The 15,256-nt window shown below is 65.6% G+C and carries 13 protein-coding genes; 9 read left to right on the forward strand and 4 right to left on the reverse strand.

Annotation, left to right across the window (positions count from 1 at the left end; translation table 11 throughout):
- The first annotated feature begins 1,556 nt into the window (after window positions 1–1,556).
- From ASD82_RS17635 to ASD82_RS04590, 5 genes are all read left to right on the forward strand, one after another.
- Entirely contained in the window at window positions 1,557–2,096 is a 540-nt protein-coding gene (locus tag ASD82_RS17635; protein WP_157598864.1) for a hypothetical protein, read from the forward strand.
- 89 nt (window positions 2,097–2,185) lie between these two features.
- Window positions 2,186–2,581, forward strand: a complete 396-nt coding sequence (locus tag ASD82_RS04575; protein WP_200950214.1) for a hypothetical protein — start codon at window positions 2,186–2,188, stop codon at window positions 2,579–2,581.
- Window positions 2,582–2,992: 411 nt separating this feature from the next.
- On the forward strand, window positions 2,993–3,436 hold the full coding sequence (locus tag ASD82_RS04580; protein ID WP_056716096.1) for a DUF2628 domain-containing protein: 444 nt from the start codon (window positions 2,993–2,995) through the stop codon (window positions 3,434–3,436).
- Between the two features lie 71 nt (window positions 3,437–3,507).
- Complete coding sequence (locus ASD82_RS04585) at window positions 3,508–3,816, forward strand: hypothetical protein (RefSeq protein ID WP_056716098.1); 309 nt, start codon at window positions 3,508–3,510, stop codon at window positions 3,814–3,816.
- A gap of 140 nt (window positions 3,817–3,956) precedes the next feature.
- A complete protein-coding gene (locus tag ASD82_RS04590; protein WP_056716101.1) occupies window positions 3,957–4,205 on the forward strand; it encodes a DUF1272 domain-containing protein in 249 nt (82 codons plus the stop codon).
- 15 nt (window positions 4,206–4,220) lie between these two features.
- On the opposite strand, the gene ASD82_RS04595 is transcribed toward ASD82_RS04590, so the two are convergent.
- The 3 genes from ASD82_RS04595 to ASD82_RS04605 are packed head-to-tail and all read right to left on the reverse strand — an operon-like array spanning window position 4,221 to window position 8,377.
- Window positions 4,221–6,473, reverse strand: a complete 2,253-nt coding sequence (locus ASD82_RS04595) for a molybdopterin cofactor-binding domain-containing protein (RefSeq protein ID WP_056716104.1) — start codon at window positions 6,471–6,473, stop codon at window positions 4,221–4,223.
- Window positions 6,470–7,006: a (2Fe-2S)-binding protein gene (locus ASD82_RS04600; protein ID WP_056716107.1), complete on the reverse strand. Its 537-nt coding sequence runs from the start codon at window positions 7,004–7,006 to the stop codon at window positions 6,470–6,472. Before ASD82_RS04600 ends, ASD82_RS04595 begins: the two co-directional genes overlap by 4 nt.
- Before the next feature lie 51 nt (window positions 7,007–7,057).
- Window positions 7,058–8,377: an amino acid permease gene (locus ASD82_RS04605; RefSeq protein WP_056716108.1), complete on the reverse strand. Its 1,320-nt coding sequence runs from the start codon at window positions 8,375–8,377 to the stop codon at window positions 7,058–7,060.
- Here ASD82_RS04605 and ASD82_RS17640 point away from each other — a divergent pair.
- Both ASD82_RS17640 and ASD82_RS04610 read left to right on the forward strand, forming a co-directional pair.
- Window positions 8,376–8,762 carry a hypothetical protein gene (locus ASD82_RS17640; RefSeq protein ID WP_157599182.1) on the forward strand — a complete coding sequence of 129 codons (387 nt, stop codon included), beginning with the start codon at window positions 8,376–8,378 and terminating at the stop codon, window positions 8,760–8,762. The genes ASD82_RS04605 and ASD82_RS17640 overlap by 2 nt on opposite strands.
- Window positions 8,763–8,861: 99 nt before the next feature.
- Window positions 8,862–9,449, forward strand: coding sequence for an outer membrane beta-barrel protein (locus ASD82_RS04610; protein ID WP_056716111.1), 588 nt, complete (start codon window positions 8,862–8,864; stop codon window positions 9,447–9,449).
- A 193-nt stretch (window positions 9,450–9,642) separates the two neighbouring features.
- Here the strand turns inward: ASD82_RS04610 and ASD82_RS04615 are convergent, their stop codons facing one another.
- Complete coding sequence (locus ASD82_RS04615; protein ID WP_056716115.1) at window positions 9,643–10,524, reverse strand: PhzF family phenazine biosynthesis protein; 882 nt, start codon at window positions 10,522–10,524, stop codon at window positions 9,643–9,645.
- A gap of 173 nt (window positions 10,525–10,697) precedes the next feature.
- On the opposite strand from ASD82_RS04615, the gene ASD82_RS04620 reads away from it, so the two are divergent.
- Together ASD82_RS04620 and ASD82_RS04625 are read left to right on the forward strand one after the other, a co-directional pair.
- Window positions 10,698–12,215 carry a fumarate hydratase gene (locus ASD82_RS04620; protein WP_056716118.1) on the forward strand — a complete coding sequence of 506 codons (1,518 nt, stop codon included), beginning with the start codon at window positions 10,698–10,700 and terminating at the stop codon, window positions 12,213–12,215.
- Window positions 12,216–12,588: 373 nt separating this feature from the next.
- Window positions 12,589–15,198, forward strand: a complete 2,610-nt coding sequence (locus tag ASD82_RS04625; RefSeq protein ID WP_255357988.1) for a bifunctional aspartate kinase/diaminopimelate decarboxylase — start codon at window positions 12,589–12,591, stop codon at window positions 15,196–15,198.
- Window positions 15,199–15,256 lie beyond the last annotated feature (58 nt).

Here is a 15,256-nt window from a genome sequence, read left to right on the forward strand (position 1 = left end):
CCTCTTCTGCTGACGGTTGTGTCGCAACACCATCATGGCCCTCGAGGCCGAAAGGGGAGGAAGCCTCTTTTTACTTATTCAAGCGGACGCGCGGACCGCGCGCCGCTCAACTCAGCGTTAGGCGTCATGAGCTCCGTACTTCGAATCATCGCCTTCATCTCGCTCGCAACTGCCCCGTGTCTAGCAGTTGCGCAATCGCAAGTGCACTTCTTGACCTTCCCAAGGTCCGACGTCGAGGCGCTAGGGCAGATCGACAGACTCAACGTCACGGTTAACTGCAGCTGGATTGCGTCGCTACAAGGCGTGCCGGAGCTTTACGACATCGAGATGGGATACGACATGCCAACGCAGAACATACTGGAGGCTCGGCCTCGACTCGGGGCTGCAGCGGTCTCGTTGACGGAATGGAGCGGCGTCATCGGAGTTCGAGTTCCGTCTGACGCCGATGCCAAATCGTGCTTCTCGGTTACTGTCACAGCCGAGGGTCGCGAAGGAGTCAGCCGCAGTTGGAAAGGCAAAGCCCTTGGCCTCCCGGAATGACGCCTAACCACTCATTCGAAGGGACGCGGCGGCCTGTCACCCAGTTTGCGATGGCAAACTGGGCGCCAATCCACCGCGCCCCTCAACTCGATCGTTAGGACTCAGATGACGCTTCTCAGCTTCTTTAAGAAAGAGCCTCCCGCTCTCCTGAAGGTCTTCGTGGATGGCGCTCCACTTTGCATAGTCACAAGTGACAGCCTGCCTTGCGAGCTGGCGCCAGCTGCGGCTGTTCGACCTGATTCCGAGGTTTTATTCCTCGCAGCCGATGGCACCGAGCACAAACACTCACTTGGCGGAGCCCAAGGCTGGGCCCACTTTTCTGTACGCGTGCACAGAAACCTGGCGTGCCAGTCAGACTGCGTCGTCACTAACTCGCCGCAGTTCGACGCAGACGCTTTCAGCCGAGGTGAGGCTCTTGGAGTCCGCTTTCAGCCCTTCTTTCTGCCTGGCGGCAACGTTACAAATTCGGAGCTTAGGGGTAAGGGTCTTTTCGCACGCGGCTTGCACTTTAATGGCAGGGTTACTCCCGGCAACATTCTTCTCTCGTGCGAGTGTGACTGCTGTCACCGTAGCTTTGTTATAAGGTCGTATCACGCCGGCTTTAGCAATTCTGGCTACTTCTATTCGGGGTCTGGCAAGTACACCCTCACCGTGTCTTCGTATGTGGCGGGAGCGCCGGCAGCCCTCGCTGAGCCGGAGCCTGCTGGGCTAGCCGCACTTGAGGCACGCCTGCCAGAGGCGCCAGACGGCTCACGCTTTGCTTACCTAAATCCATTCCGCTGTCCCTATTGCAGTGCCCCTTACATCGACTTCGCTGCTCATCCCGGGTCGCGGGTCAGCGAGTACTATGGCAACTACTTTGCTGGGTTCGAGTTGCTCCGGTATGAGCCAGCTGAGTCCTAACAACTCGCTCGAGGCGGACGGGACAGTTCCTACGTGGAGTAAGCTGCTCACGCGATCACACATCCCGGCCGCGCAGGCCGCTTGGCTTAGGCGTTATATCGCAAAGGATGGTCATGGCCGCGCCAACCAAGGAGCAACACCAAGCTGCGCAGCAGTTTGTTGACCAGGTCATTGCGGCGCTCAAAAACGATCGGGGCGTGCATGCCGAAACCACGATTGCGGCAACCGCTCGCATGGCCGGCACATTTCTCTTCCGTTCGTTCGCGTTTCCACTATCTTCAGCTGCTCCAGGGCAAGCCGTATTCTCCGATGCGGCAAACGAGCAAGGCCCGAAGCTTGTCCAAATTTTGGGCGGCGTACTGGCCTATCTTGGTGTCAACCTAGACCAGTCCAAACTCGGCGAAAAGCAAACCCCAGAACATCAGCCACACCTTGAGTTCCTTGTTACTCCAAGGCTGTTGGAACCATTGTTCTCTCGTACCAAGGATGCCCTTGGGCTCTCGTATGTTGCTGCAGCCGAGTCAGCGACCGTTGCTACCGCATTGCTTATCCAAAAGTGCGTTCCAGTGCTGGATCCGAATGTTGCGTTCGGCATTGCCGCCTATGGATTCGTCGAGGGTTCAAAAACAGCTCTAGACCCCGTGGTGCTCTAACAAGTTGCGGTATAACTGCTCGTTCAAGGCGGACGGCTCAGCCGCCGCTCAATTCCAGTGTTAGATGCCGCAATGGAATGCCTCGCAGCATGAAGAACATGGCTCACAGCAACGAAGTTCTCGCGCTCAAGAATGAGGCCGAGGGACCGATCCCGACGGCGTGGCGGGAAACGCTCAGTGCCATAGTTGAGGGCTTCGTCGCTGGTGACTACAGGCTGGAGAGAGGGGTGGCTAACGTCGCGCCGGTATCCGCCGAGACCGCTTCGCACATCCGTGAATATTTTCATGACTACGGCGCGACACTCGTGGCATTGCCAGACGCAACCTGGGGCCCTTCCGTCTGTATTTGGTACGGGGACCACTGGGACGCTCTGGTAGACCTCCGGACACAAGAAGTGGGTCATAGCGATTTGGTGTTGCACGTACGAGTAATCGAGGCCAAGCCGGGCTTCCTCATCCAGATCCATCTAGTCTATGTGCCGTAAGCGGACCGCACCTAACCACTCCGTAAGATACTTCCCGTCAATCCCAGCCGCATGAAGCTTTTGCCCTGAGTTTTCGGGGCACTTCTGGTCGTTGTGTTGTTCTGATGGTGCGTGCTGCGTGTCGGTGCTGCGCGGACAACGAGTGTCAGGCTGCATTTCCGTAACCGGTCTTGTTGAGTCGATGTCGCTGGCTCGGACCTCGGTATAGACCGCACCCAAAGACTTCATTCATTCATCGACGGTCCGGGAGCGGTACGAGTTTCGTCCGAAATACCGGTCAGGTCCGCATAGGGTTTTTTCCCATGGGGCGGGCGCGCCCGATCGTGTAGTCTTTCGGCCGTTGCTTGTCCTGGCGAGCCCGCTACGACGCGGTTTGCCATTCCGGTTTCGGCATCCAGGGAAGGGGGTTTCATGAGCGATCCATACAATACCTACGTTGACCACGTGCAGCCGGCGCGTCCGGTGGCGGCGGTGGCCGCTCCGGCGGCGAAGCCGGTGGACCTTGTCTCACGGCTGGACGTGTCCGATGCGTGGAAGCGCAAGTTCAGGCTGATCGAGAAGGCGGGTGGGCCAGACTTGTCCGCTGCGCGGAAATTGCAGTCCGGTGAGCGGCGGGCCATCGGTTTCAATTTCCTCGCGTTCTTCTTTGGGCCGTTCTATTTCCTGGCCAAGGGTTTGTGGCGGCCGGCACTGATGTATTCCATCCTGGCGATTGCGCTGGGCGTGCTGCTGGAGATACTCAGCAAGGGCAAGCTCTCGCACGGAATCGGTTACGGTTTTGCGGCCGTCTACGCCGTGCGCGCCGATCTTCTTTACTACCGCAAGGTGGTGCTGGGCGAGATGAGCTGGTTCTGAGCACTCAAGGGACTGGGCCGATCGCATGAGTCGCCGGGTCGAGACAGGTTCGGCATTGCCGGGAGTTGCTCATGCATGAGCGCCCCGCGGATTTCCAGCACCCGCTGCTGGCGCTGGCGCTGCTCGTCGGCAATATCCCCGTGTACATCTTCCTGGGCCGTCTCTTCTTCGGAAGCTGGCAGGACCTTGTCGACTGCGTGCGCGGTGTCGTCATCGTCGATCGCAGCCTTCGCCTGTGGTATCGGCCAGCGCAGCGGCCGCCGCCGGATCGGGATGTGGATGGCTTGTACGCGGCGTCGAGGCTAGTGCTGTTCGTGCTGTTGTCGCTGGCCTGCATCGGCGCGGAGTATCACGTTCTGGCATGGCTGCTGTACCGTTGACGGCCTCCGTCCAAGGCCCGGGACGACGCCATGCCTCCGCTCGAGCCGGCGACGATGCAGGGCGTTGGCAGAAGGGAGGGGCTGGCCTCGCCAGGTGACGATGATGGCCGCGCAGGCGATGCGCGGCAGGGGAGATTCCGATGCTGCAGATGCGACCGAATTGCGAGTGCTGCGACCGCGACCTGCCGGCCGAGGCCGATGGCGCGATGATCTGTTCGTTCGAGTGCACGTTCTGCGCGCACTGCGTGGAGCAGGTATTGCACGGAACCTGCCCGAACTGCGGCGGCGGCTTCAGCCCGCGGCCGACGCGGGCTGCGGCGCTGCTGGCGAAGTACCCGCCGTCGACGGAGCGGGTGACCAGGCCGGATGGCTGCGCCAGCGTCGGCTGATCGGGACACGCACCACTAGAGCAGCCGCAGCAGCTCCTTCATCAACGGCAACCGCCGCACGCGTACCGCGCTGGCGCGGAACACCGCATTGGCGAGCGCGGGGGCGACCGTGGGCATGGCCAGGAAGCTGGCGCCGGCGGGGTCACGGTCGTCGTCGACGGTGATCACTTCCACGTCGTTGGGCAGCTGCGCCATGCTGGCCAGCGGGTAATCCCTGAGGTCGTGCTGCTGCACCTGGCCGCCCTTGACGGTGATGGCGGCATTCATGGCGATGGACAGCGCATCCAGCGTGGCGCCGGCGACCTGGCCGTGCAGGCCGGTGGGGTTGATCACGCGGCCCACGTCGACGGCGCAGACCACGCGCTGGATGGTGAGCTTGTCGCCCTGCATCGCCGCCTCGATCGCGTGCGCGACGTAGGCGCCGTCGACGTGCCAGCAGGCGATGCCCAGGCCGTTGACGGTGCGCAGCCAGTTCTTCCACTCGATGCGGTCGGCGACCAGGCGCAGCACGTTGGCCAGGCGGCCGACGTCCAGCGTGCGGCCGTTGTCCAGCGGCAGCTGGCGCGCTTCGCCGAGGATGCGCAGGCGCGTCTTCAGCGGGTCCTCGCGCATCTGGTGGGCGATTTCGTCGATGAAGCTTTCCACCGCGAACGCATTGCTCAGGTGCGGCATGCCGCGCATCGGGCCGCGGGGAGTGGCCGATTCCAGCGCGTACCAGTCGCTGCGATAGTTCGGCACCAGCGGGGCGGGGAACTGGTCGGCCTGCAATTCGGACGTCCACAGATGATCCTGCGGCACGCCGCGTCCGGTCAGTGCGGAGGCGCTGGCCATGCGCTGGTTCCAGGCCAGCAGCTGGCGCTTGCGATCGATGATGGCGCCCAGCTGGTGCACGCTGCCGCTGCGGTAGTAGTCGTTGCGCAGGTCCTGTTCGCGCGACCACAGCAGGCGCACCGGCTTGTTGATCGCCTTGGCCAGCATCACCGCTTCGGCCACGTAGTCGTGATCGAGCCGGCGGCCATAGCCGCCGCCCACGCGCGGCACGCGGATGTCGATCTTGTCCGCGGCCAGGCCGGTCAGGCGCTGCACCACGGCCGAGGCTGCCTGCGGCGCCTGGGTGGGCACCACCAGGCTGGCGCGATCCTTGTCCAGCCGCACCAGGCAGTTCGTCGTCTCGGCGGTGGCGTGCGCCAGCCACGGCTGGAAGTAGGTCGCCTCCAGTCGGCGCGCGGCCTTCTTGCCGGCGGCGTCGACGTCACCGATGTTGCGCACGCGGGTGGTGGGCGCGCTCTTGCCGCCGACCAGGGCGAGTGCCTGCTGTTCCAGCGCATTGCTGCTGGCGTCGCCGCTGGCACCGGGCTTCCATTCGAGCTTGAGCCGGGCCTGGCCTTGCAGCGCGGCCCAGGTGTTTTCGGCGAGCACGGCCACGGCGGGGGCGATCACGGTGCTGCCCGCCGGTTGTCCGGGCTCGGGTCGCAGCTGCACCACTTTCAGCACGCCGTCGACGGCCAGCGCGTCGGTGGTGTCGATTCGTGCCAGCTTGCCGTCGGGCCAGGGGCAATGCGAGAGCACGGCGACCACGGCGTCGCCGTAGAAGTGGTCGATCGCGTAGCGGGTCTGGCCGGTGACGATGGCGCGCGCGTCGACGTCGCCGACGCCGTGGCCGATCAGCCGGTAATCGGCGGGGTTCTTCAGCGGTGGCAAGGTGGTGGGCAGGGCGATCTTGCTGGCGTCGGCAGCCAGGCTGCCGTAGCTGAAGCGGCGACCGTCCGGCGCGATGACCATGCCGTTCTCGCTGCGCAGGCGGCTGGCGGCCAGGCCCAGCCGGCGCGCGGCGGCCTGCAGCAGCAGCCAGCGCGCCACCGCACCGGCCTGGCGCAGGTCGCGCCAGGCGGCGGGGATCGAGGTGCCGGTGCCGCCCACCTGGTGGCCGTAGCTCCACACCGGCTTGCCGTTCCGGCTGTCGACGCCGAGGCCGAGCGCGACCACCCGCACGTTGTTCCAGTCGACGTCGAGTTCGTCGGCGATGATGCGCGGCAGCGAGGTGGCCACGCCGGTGCCGGTGTCCGGATCGCGCGCACCGATCAGCACGCTGCCGTCCTCGTCGATGCGCACGTACGGTCCGAGCCCGTGGACGTTGTCGCCCAGCAGTGCCGGTGGCAGCGGTGCGTCGGTCGCTTCGGCGAAGCGGATGCCGACCAGCAGCGAGCCCGCGGTGCCGGCGAGCACCTGCAGGAAGCGGCGGCGCGAAAGTCGGATGCCCTGGCTCATCGCTGGCCCGCCTTGCCGGCGGCGGCGCGCTTGATCGCGCGGCGCACGCGGGTCTGGCAGCCGCAGCGGCACAGGTTGGGCAACTGGTCGATGTCGTCGTCGCCCGGGTGCGGCTTGCGGCGCAGCAGGTCGACGCCGGCGATCAGCCAGCCCGGCGTGCAGTAGCCGCAGCCGATCGCGTCCTCGTCGATGAAGGCCTGTTGCAGCGGATGCAGGCTGCCATCGTTGGCGGCCAGCCCTTCCACGGTGACCACCGCCTTGCCGGCCAGCCTGGCCAGCGGCTGGGCGATCGCGGAGACGGCCTTGCCGTCCAGCAGCACCAGGTCGGCGCCACTGCCACCGTGCTCGCCGGCGTACTTGGTGCCGGTCAGCCGCAACACGTCGCGCAAGTACCACAGCAGCGGCATCTGCGGATCACCGGTATGCCGGTAGTGCTCGCCATTGATCAGCAGGTCGATGCCGTCGCGAATCTTTTCCGGAACGATGCCGCTTTCCGGAGGGGGCGGCAGGACCTGGGCTTGCACGGGCGCCATCCATCATCTCCTTGAGGTCGATTCGCACATTGTGGCATTGCCGCCGTCCGCTTAGGGCAGTGGATGGCTGAACAGACGCCGCCAGACGAAGTAGACCGGCACGCCCATCAGCATGACCAGCAGCACGATGGCCGAGCTGCGCGGGTTGTCGAGCAGGGTGGCGACGACCACCGCCACCACCGCGGCGACGAACAGCAGCGGCAGCCACGGATAGCCTGGCACGCGGAAGCCGTCTGCCGCGTCGTCGTGGCGGCGATACCAGAACAGGGTGGCCACGCCCAGCGCGCAGGCCAGCCAGTCGCCGAAGGTGGCGTAGTCGAGCAGCTGGCCGTAGCTGAAAGCCAGCGCCAGCAAGACCGCCCAGCCCGACAGCAGCAGCAACGCGGTGTTCGGCGTGCGCCAGCGTGGATGCAGGCGGGCCACGGCGCGGAAGAACAGGCCGTCCTCACCCATCACCTGCAGCACGCGCGCGCCGGCGACCAGGGTGATGTTGCAGAAGCCGAGGGTGGAGATGGCCACGCCCAGCGCGATCAGCCTGGCGCCGATCGGCCCGGCCACCTGCTGCATCACGTCGGCGGCGGGCGCGTTGCTGGCGGCCAGGCCGGCGTGGCCGAGCACGGCGAGGTAGGCCACGTTGACCAGCACGTAGGCGACGATGACCAGGCCCATGCCCAGTGCCAGCGCACGCGGCAAGGTGCGCTGCGGCTCGCGCACTTCGCCGGCGAGGTTGTTGAGATAGGTGAAGCCCGAGTACGCGAACAGCACCGGCAGCGCCGCACCGATGAAGCCCACGCCGTGACGCGCAGGGTCCGCGGCCAGCACCTGCTGGTGGCCGGCGCCGGCGAAGAACAGCCCGCAAGCCACCAGCACCGCCACCGCCAGCAGCTTGAGCAGGGCGAACAGGTTCTGGATCTGCGCGCCAAGGCGGATGCCGAACAGGTTGATGCCGGTGACGAAGACCAGGGCGCCGATCGTCAACGGCAGCGACCAGGCCGCCGACAGGCCGAACAGCGGTGCGGCATAGCTGGCGAAGATCGTCGCCACCGCGGCGGAGGAGCCGGAGTAGATCACCAGCAGCATGGTCCAGCCGAACAGGAAACCGGCCAGCGACCCGAACGCCTCGCGCAGGTAGACATAGGTGCCGCCGGCATGCGGCCGGCGGGCGCCCAGTTCGGCGTAGCACAGCGCGCCCAGCAGGGTGAGCAAGCCCGCGGCCACCCACATCAGCAACAGCCACAAGCCGGACTCGGTGCGCTGCGCCACCACGCCGGGGGTAAGGAAGATGCCGCCGCCGATGACGCCGCCGACCACGATCAGGGCGGCGTCCCAGGGGCGCAGGCTGCGCTGATAGCCGGGATCGGAACTGTCCATGGAAGAGATGCTGGCGCGAGGTGAAGCCGTCATGGTCGCTGTACTGGCGTATCGCAGGCAAGTGGCATCTGTGCCGGTGGCGTTTGATGCTGTCCAGCGGAACGACGGCGTGGGCGCAGATCTGCGCGCGATGGCCATCAAAACCGGTCGCCTCCTGTCAACGGCGACCTCAGGCCGTCACACTCCACGATGGTTGATGCAGGCATTCAAATCAGCTGAACTCCCGTTGGCCTCCGGATCAAGTCCGAGGCAAGCCCCGAGCACAGCGAAGTCGAATGGTCACCGAATCGAGCGTCGTTCCGCCACGATTCTCGATCGCATGACAGCTTATCGCGTGACACCTTCGCCTCCCCGCAAAAACCAGGCTGGTCGCGTCGCACGATGACCGTGCAGCGGAGCACTGTCGGCCTTTTCGAGTCATGTAACATGCACGCTTCGCCGGAACACCAGGCGGATCCGAATCATTCAACGGCAGGGAAAGCGCATGAGCAAGACATCAGTGGTAACGGCGGTAGCATTGCTGTTCGCGTCGGTATCGACCACCGCATTCGCAAGCGACCCGTCCGGCTTTTTTATCAACGGAAATCTGGGCCAGTCGCATTATGATGATTCATTCTTCCATGACCGCAGCGACGCAGCAGCAGCCGTGCGCGCTGGCTATGCATGGCGGAACGATGTATTCGACTTCGGACTGGAGGCCGGTTACGTCGATCTTGGCAAGGCAAGTGCGAACCTGTGGACTGGAGATATCGAACAGCACATCTCGTTGAAGGCGACAGGGCCGCTGCTGGGCGCGAGTTTCAAATACAAATTCGAAAACAGGATGTTCCTTGCCGCACGTGGTGGCTGGTTCCGCTCGAAGATGGATTTTGACTACCAATACACCTTCGGCGGCATGAGCAATTCCAGCCGCAATGGCACCTACTCGGGGGCGACGTTCGGCTATGACTTCGATCCTCAGTTTAGTATCGGTGTGAGCGCTGATCACTACGAAGCGCGTGCACGAATCAACGGAGTCGATGCGGACGAAGGCGTGAACATGTATTCGATCTTTGCGGAATATCGGTTCTGAGAGCAGCTGCAGTCGACAAAGGAACGGCTGGCACATACGGCCGTTCCTTTTTTTGGCACCCGCTGATTCAGCTGTTGAAAGACGGTCTCGCGACAGCCCTTCCACTTTCCTGCCTTGCTTCTTGCAGCGCCCCGAGCTTGCCCGACTTGATCCGGGGCGAACGGGACTTTCAGTGAAAGGCCGAGTCTGAGGTTCAATCGAGCGTCAGTTCACCGCGTACGCCGATCATGCAGGCGCCACCGATGGTGACCGCGCCGCTGGCCGCGTCACGGGCGACCTCGACGATGCCGTCGCGACCCACTTCACGGCCCTGGCTGGCGCGATAGTCCAGGCCGTAGCCGTCGCGATCGCCGCGCGCGGCCAGCCAGGCCATGATCGCCGCGTTGGCGCTGCCGGTGACCGGGTCTTCCGGAATGCCGTCGGCCGGGCAGAACGCGCGCACGGCCATCGCCGCATCGCCGGAACGCTCGCGGCCGAACACGCCGACGCCGACGGCTTGCTGCCGCGTGCAGATTTCCGCCAGGGCGCCCATGTCCGGCCTCAGTGCCCGGACGGTTGCCGCCTCGCCCAACTGGCACAGCAGCCAGTGCGGACCGTTGTCCACGAGCACCACCTCATCCCCGGCAAGTTCCACTTGCAGCGCGGATGCCAGTTGCGCGCGCCGTGCATCGTCCACCGCGTGCATCCGCGCCGGCGGCGCCTGCACGTGGATGACCCGCGTCGGCCCCTGGCCGATCACCTGCACCGGCAGCAGGCCGGCGGCGCACTCCTGGATCAGCGCCGTCTTGCCGGCGTCGACCAGGCCGGCCTCGATCGCCGCATACGCGCTGCCCACGCTGGGGTGGCCGGCAAACGGCAGCTCCTGCCGCGGGGTGAAGATGCGCACGCGGTAATCCGCCTGCGGCGTGCTCGGCGGCAGCAGGAAGGTGGTTTCCGAAAGATTGGTCCAGCGCGCGATGCGCTGCATGGCCTGGCCATCCAGTCCTTCCGCCCCGATCACCACGGCCAGCGGGTTGCCATCGAACAGGCGGCTGGCGAAGACGTCCAGCTGCAGGAAGCGGAAGGTGTCGGGCATGGTCGGTGGCGGCGGGTGATGGGGAGGGGTTCGATGATAGCGTCAAGCCGGAAAGCCACCCTCCCGCTACGGCGGACTGCGGGCGCCGCACCGATTTGCGGCACAATAAGAGGGTTGTGCGCTCCGGACAGCGGTCTGCGGCGCCTCGTCCCCTTGACATCAAAGCTGCCGCCATGACCTCCATCAAGCAAGAAGACCTGATCCAGTCCGTCGCCGACGCGTTGCAGTACATCAGCTACTACCACCCGGTCGACTACATCAAGAGCCTCGCCGCTGCCTACGAGCGCGAGGAATCGCCCGCCGCGAAGGATGCGATGGCGCAGATCCTGATCAACTCGCGGATGGCCGCCGAAGGTCATCGCCCGCTGTGCCAGGACACCGGCATCGTCACCGTGTTCCTGAAAGTCGGCATGAACGTGCGCTGGGACGACGCCAGCATGTCGCTGGAGGACATGGCCAACGAAGGCGTGCGCCGCGCCTACCTGGACCCGGACAACAAGCTGCGCGCCAGCGTGCTCGCGGATCCGGCGGGCAAGCGCATCAACACGAAGGACAACACGCCGTCGGTGGTCAACATGTCGATCGTGCCGGGCGACACGGTCGAGGTGATCGTGGCGGCCAAGGGCGGCGGCTCGGAAGCGAAGTCGAAGTTCGCCATGCTCAACCCTTCCGACTCGATCGTCGACTGGGTGCTCAAGACCGTGCCCACGATGGGCGCCGGCTGGTGCCCGCCGGGCATGCTCGGCATCGGCATCGGCGGCACCGCCGAGAAGGCGATGCTGATGGCGAAGGAGTCGCTGATGGAGTCGATCGATATCCAGGAGCTGATCGCGCGCGGCCCGGCCAATCGTGCGGAAGAGCTGCGCATCGAGCTGTACGAGAAGGTCAACGCGCTGGGCATCGGCGCCCAGGGCCTGGGCGGCCTCACCACCGTGCTCGACGTCAAGGTGAAGGATTTCCCGACCCACGCGGCGAACCTGCCGGTGGCGATGATCCCGAACTGCGCCGCCACCCGCCACGCGCACTTCGTGCTGGACGGCAGTGGCCCGGTGATGCTCGATCCGCCGTCGCTGGAAGACTGGCCCAAGCTCACCTACGACACCTCGAAGGGCCGCCGGGTGAACCTCGACACCGTCACCCGCGAGGAAGTGGCCAGCTGGAAACCGGGCGAAACCCTGCTGCTCAACGGCAAGCTGCTGACCGGCCGCGATGCCGCGCACAAGCGCATGGTCGAGATGTTGAACAAGGGCGAGCCGCTGCCGGTCGATTTCAAGGGCCGCTTCATCTACTACGTGGGCCCGGTCGATCCCGTGCGCGAAGAAGTCGTCGGGCCCGCCGGCCCCACCACCGCCACGCGGATGGACAAGTTCACCGAACAGGTGCTGGCGCAGACGGGTTTGCTCGGTATGGTCGGCAAGGCCGAGCGCGGCCCGGCCGCGATCGAGGCGATCAAGAAGCACCAGTCGGTGTATCTGATGGCCGTCGGCGGCGCCGCGTACCTGGTGTCCAAGGCGATCAAGGCTTCGCGCGTGGTCGGCTTCGCCGATCTGGGCATGGAGGCGATCTACGAGTTCACCGTGGAGGACATGCCGGTGACCGTGGCCGTCGATTCCGGCGGCACCTCGGTGCACCAGACCGGTCCGCGCGAGTGGCAGGCAAGGATTGGAAAGATCCCCGTCTTTGTTCAATAAATAAGTGCGCGAAGCGCACACCATCGCCTCCTCCCCTCCCAGGGGAGGATTGAGGTGGGGTAGCTCAGGGGCACCAGGGTGCGAAAAGCACCCCACCCCAGCCCTCCCCTGCGAGCAGGGGAGGGAGCAAATGCTCACGCTCCCGGCAACAGCCCCCAAAAAGCCCCAACCCCGCCTCGCAAAAGCTCCCCGAACCACCCATTCTTCACCCGGCAGCCGCCATCCGGGCCGCCTGCCTCGCACACGCCAACCCCGACAAGCCACCATCATTCAGACGTCCAAACGTCCAAATGACATCATCGAAAAACCATTTGCAATTCCGATGCGGCAGCGCAACACTGGCTGGATGTCCCACCGCCCATAGCGAATACCCGTGACCTCGCCAACTTCCGCGCCCCTGCCTGCCAACGCCCCCTGGATCGTGATGAAGTTCGGCGGCACCAGCGTGGCGAGCTTGCCGCGCTGGCAGAACATCCGCGAGCTGGTGGCCAGTCGCCGCGCCGAGGGCGCCCGGGTGCTGGTGGTGGTTTCCGCGCTGTCCGGCATCACCGATGCGCTGAAGCAGTTGTGCCGGCACGCCGATCGCGGCGAGCGCAACGAGGCGGCGAAGGCCATCGTGCAGCGTCATTACGAACTGCTCGAACACATGCAGCTGGCCCTGCCGGCGACACTCAACGAGCGCCTGGGCGACCTGGTGCGGCTGGCCGACGACAGCGGCAGCTTGGGCGAACTGGCCTGGCAGGCACAGGTGCAGGCGCACGGCGAACTGATGTCCAGCGCCTTGGGTGCCGCCTTCCTCAGTCACAGCGGCGTGTCCACGCAATGGCTGGATGCGCGCGAATGCCTGTCGGCCGTGGCGCTGCCGAACCAGAACGAGCGCACCCGGCTGCTGTCGGCCATGGTTGAGGCGAAACCCGATCCCGCGCTGAACGCGCGGCTGGCCGCGCTGGGCGAGGTGTTCATCACCCAGGGATTCATCGCCCGCGAAAGCCAGGGCCGCACGGTGCTGCTCGGTCGCGGTGGCTCGGATACTTCGGCCGCCTATTTCGGCGCGTTGCTGAAGGCGCAGCGGGTGGAGATCTGGACCGACGTGGCCGGCATGTTCACTGCCAACCCGCGCCAGGTGCCCGGGGCCCGCCTGCTGCAGCGGCTGGATTACGAGGAGGCGCAGGAAATCGCCTCGACCGGCGCCAAGGTGCTGCACCCGCGCTGCCTTTCGCCACTGCGCGAGCCGCGCGTGCCGCTGCTGATCAAGGACACCAACCGGCCTGAGCTCGAGGGCACGGTGATCGGTCCCGAGGTGCGCGCGCACGCACCCAGCGTCAAGGCGATCAGCGCGCGCAAGGGCATCACCCTGGTGTCGATGGAATCGGTCGGGATGTGGCAGCAGGTCGGTTTCCTCGCCGACGTGTTCGCCCACTTCAAGCAGCACGGACTGTCGGTGGACCTGATCGGTTCGGCCGAGACCAATGTCACCGTGTCGCTGGACCCCACCGAGAACCTGCTCGATTCCGACGCGATCGCGGCGCTGGCCTCGGATCTGGCCAAGGTGTGCCGGGTCAAGGTGATTGCGCCGTGTGCCGCGATCACCCTGGTCGGTCGCGGCATGCGCTCGCTGCTGCATACCCTGTCCGGCGTGCTGGCCGAGTTCGGCCAGTTGCGCGTGCACATGATTTCGCAGTCGTCGAACAACCTGAATCTCACCTTCGTGGTGGACGAGGAGGTGGTGGATCTGTTGCTGCCGCACCTGCACGACCTGTTGATCGGCGCCGGCGCCTTGCGCACCGACGACAGCGCCTTGTTCGGCCCCAGCTGGCAGGCGCTGTACGGCAGCGGCGAAACGCCGGACGTGGCCGCCGCGTGGTGGCACGAGGCCGAACGCGATCGCCTGCTGCAGATCGCCGCCGAAGCCACGCCCCGTTACGTCTACCACCTGCCCACCGTGCGCCACCAGGCGCGCGAGCTGAAGTCGCTGGCCGCGGTCGATCGCCTGCATTATGCGGTGAAGGCGAACACCCATCCGGCGATTCTCGCTGCGCTGGCCGGGGAAGGTTTCGGTTTTGAGTGCGTGTCGCCCGGCGAGCTGAAGTTCGTGCTGGCACACGTGCCCGAATCCGCGCCGCTGCTGTTCACGCCGAACTTCGCGCCGCGCGACGACTACGCCTGGGCGCTGACCACGCGCGCCACGGTGTCGCTCGACGCGCTGTATCCGCTGGAGCACTGGGGCGAACTGTTCCGCGGCCGCGAGATCGTGCTGCGGGTGGATCTGGGTCGCGGCCTGGGCCACCACGAAAAGGTGCGCACCGGTGGCAGCGGCAGCAAGTTCGGCCTGCCGGTCGATCAGCTGGACGACTTCCTGCATCTGGCCGACGCGCACGGCGTCACGGTGCGCGGCCTGCATGCACACCTGGGCTCGGGCATCCTCGATGACGCGCACTGGGGCGAGGTCTACGCCCAACTGGCCAGCCTGGCCGAGCGCATCGGCAGCGTCAGCTTCATCGACATCGGCGGTGGCCTCGGCGTGCCCTCGCATCCGGGCGAGGCGCGGCTGGACATCCCCGCGCTCGATCGCGTGCTGCGCGCGGTCAAGGCCGCGTATCCGCATTACCAGCTGTGGATGGAGCCGGGCCGTTACCTGGTGGCCGACGCCGGCGTGCTGCTGGCGAAGGTCACCCAGCAGAAGGGCAAGGGCGCGCTGCGTTACCTCGGCCTCGACACCGGCATGAACAGCCTGATTCGCCCTGCGCTGTACGACGCCTGGCACGAGATCGTCAACCTGACCCGCCTGCACGAACCGGCCACCGCGCTGTACCAGATCGTCGGCCCGATTTGCGAAAGCGGCGACGTGCTGGGCAGCGACCGTCGCCTGCCCGAAGCGGCCGAGGGCGACGTGATGCTGATCGCCCAGGCCGGCGCCTACGGCAAGGTGATGTCCAGCCCGTACAACATGCGCGACGAGGCCGAGGAAATCATCCTCGAATGATGCTTCTGCCTGCGCGGATGAAACTGCGGCGATAATGGGCGACCGCTTGGAGAACGAT

The organism is Rhodanobacter sp. Root179 (genome assembly GCF_001428465.1).
Lineage (GTDB): Bacteria > Pseudomonadota > Gammaproteobacteria > Xanthomonadales > Rhodanobacteraceae > Rhodanobacter.

Bases quoted from the DNA above. Each gene is read 5' to 3' on its own strand.
- ASD82_RS17635 (WP_157598864.1), top strand. From the start codon at position 1,557: ATGGCCGCGCCAACCAAGGAGCAACACCAAGCTGCGCAGCAGTTTGTT.
- ASD82_RS04575 (WP_200950214.1), top strand. From the start codon at position 2,186: ATGAAGAACATGGCTCACAGCAACGAAGTTCTCGCGCTCAAGAATGAG.
- ASD82_RS04580 (WP_056716096.1), top strand. From the start codon at position 2,993: ATGAGCGATCCATACAATACCTACGTTGACCACGTGCAGCCGGCGCGT.
- ASD82_RS04585 (WP_056716098.1), top strand. From the start codon at position 3,508: ATGCATGAGCGCCCCGCGGATTTCCAGCACCCGCTGCTGGCGCTGGCG.
- ASD82_RS04590 (WP_056716101.1), top strand. From the start codon at position 3,957: ATGCTGCAGATGCGACCGAATTGCGAGTGCTGCGACCGCGACCTGCCG.
- ASD82_RS04595 (WP_056716104.1), bottom strand. From the start codon at position 6,473: ATGAGCCAGGGCATCCGACTTTCGCGCCGCCGCTTCCTGCAGGTGCTC.
- ASD82_RS04600 (WP_056716107.1), bottom strand. From the start codon at position 7,006: ATGGCGCCCGTGCAAGCCCAGGTCCTGCCGCCCCCTCCGGAAAGCGGC.
- ASD82_RS17640 (WP_157599182.1), top strand. From the start codon at position 8,376: ATGGAAGAGATGCTGGCGCGAGGTGAAGCCGTCATGGTCGCTGTACTG.
- ASD82_RS04605 (WP_056716108.1), bottom strand. From the start codon at position 8,377: ATGGACAGTTCCGATCCCGGCTATCAGCGCAGCCTGCGCCCCTGGGAC.
- ASD82_RS04610 (WP_056716111.1), top strand. From the start codon at position 8,862: ATGAGCAAGACATCAGTGGTAACGGCGGTAGCATTGCTGTTCGCGTCG.
- ASD82_RS04615 (WP_056716115.1), bottom strand. From the start codon at position 10,524: ATGCCCGACACCTTCCGCTTCCTGCAGCTGGACGTCTTCGCCAGCCGC.
- ASD82_RS04620 (WP_056716118.1), top strand. From the start codon at position 10,698: ATGACCTCCATCAAGCAAGAAGACCTGATCCAGTCCGTCGCCGACGCG.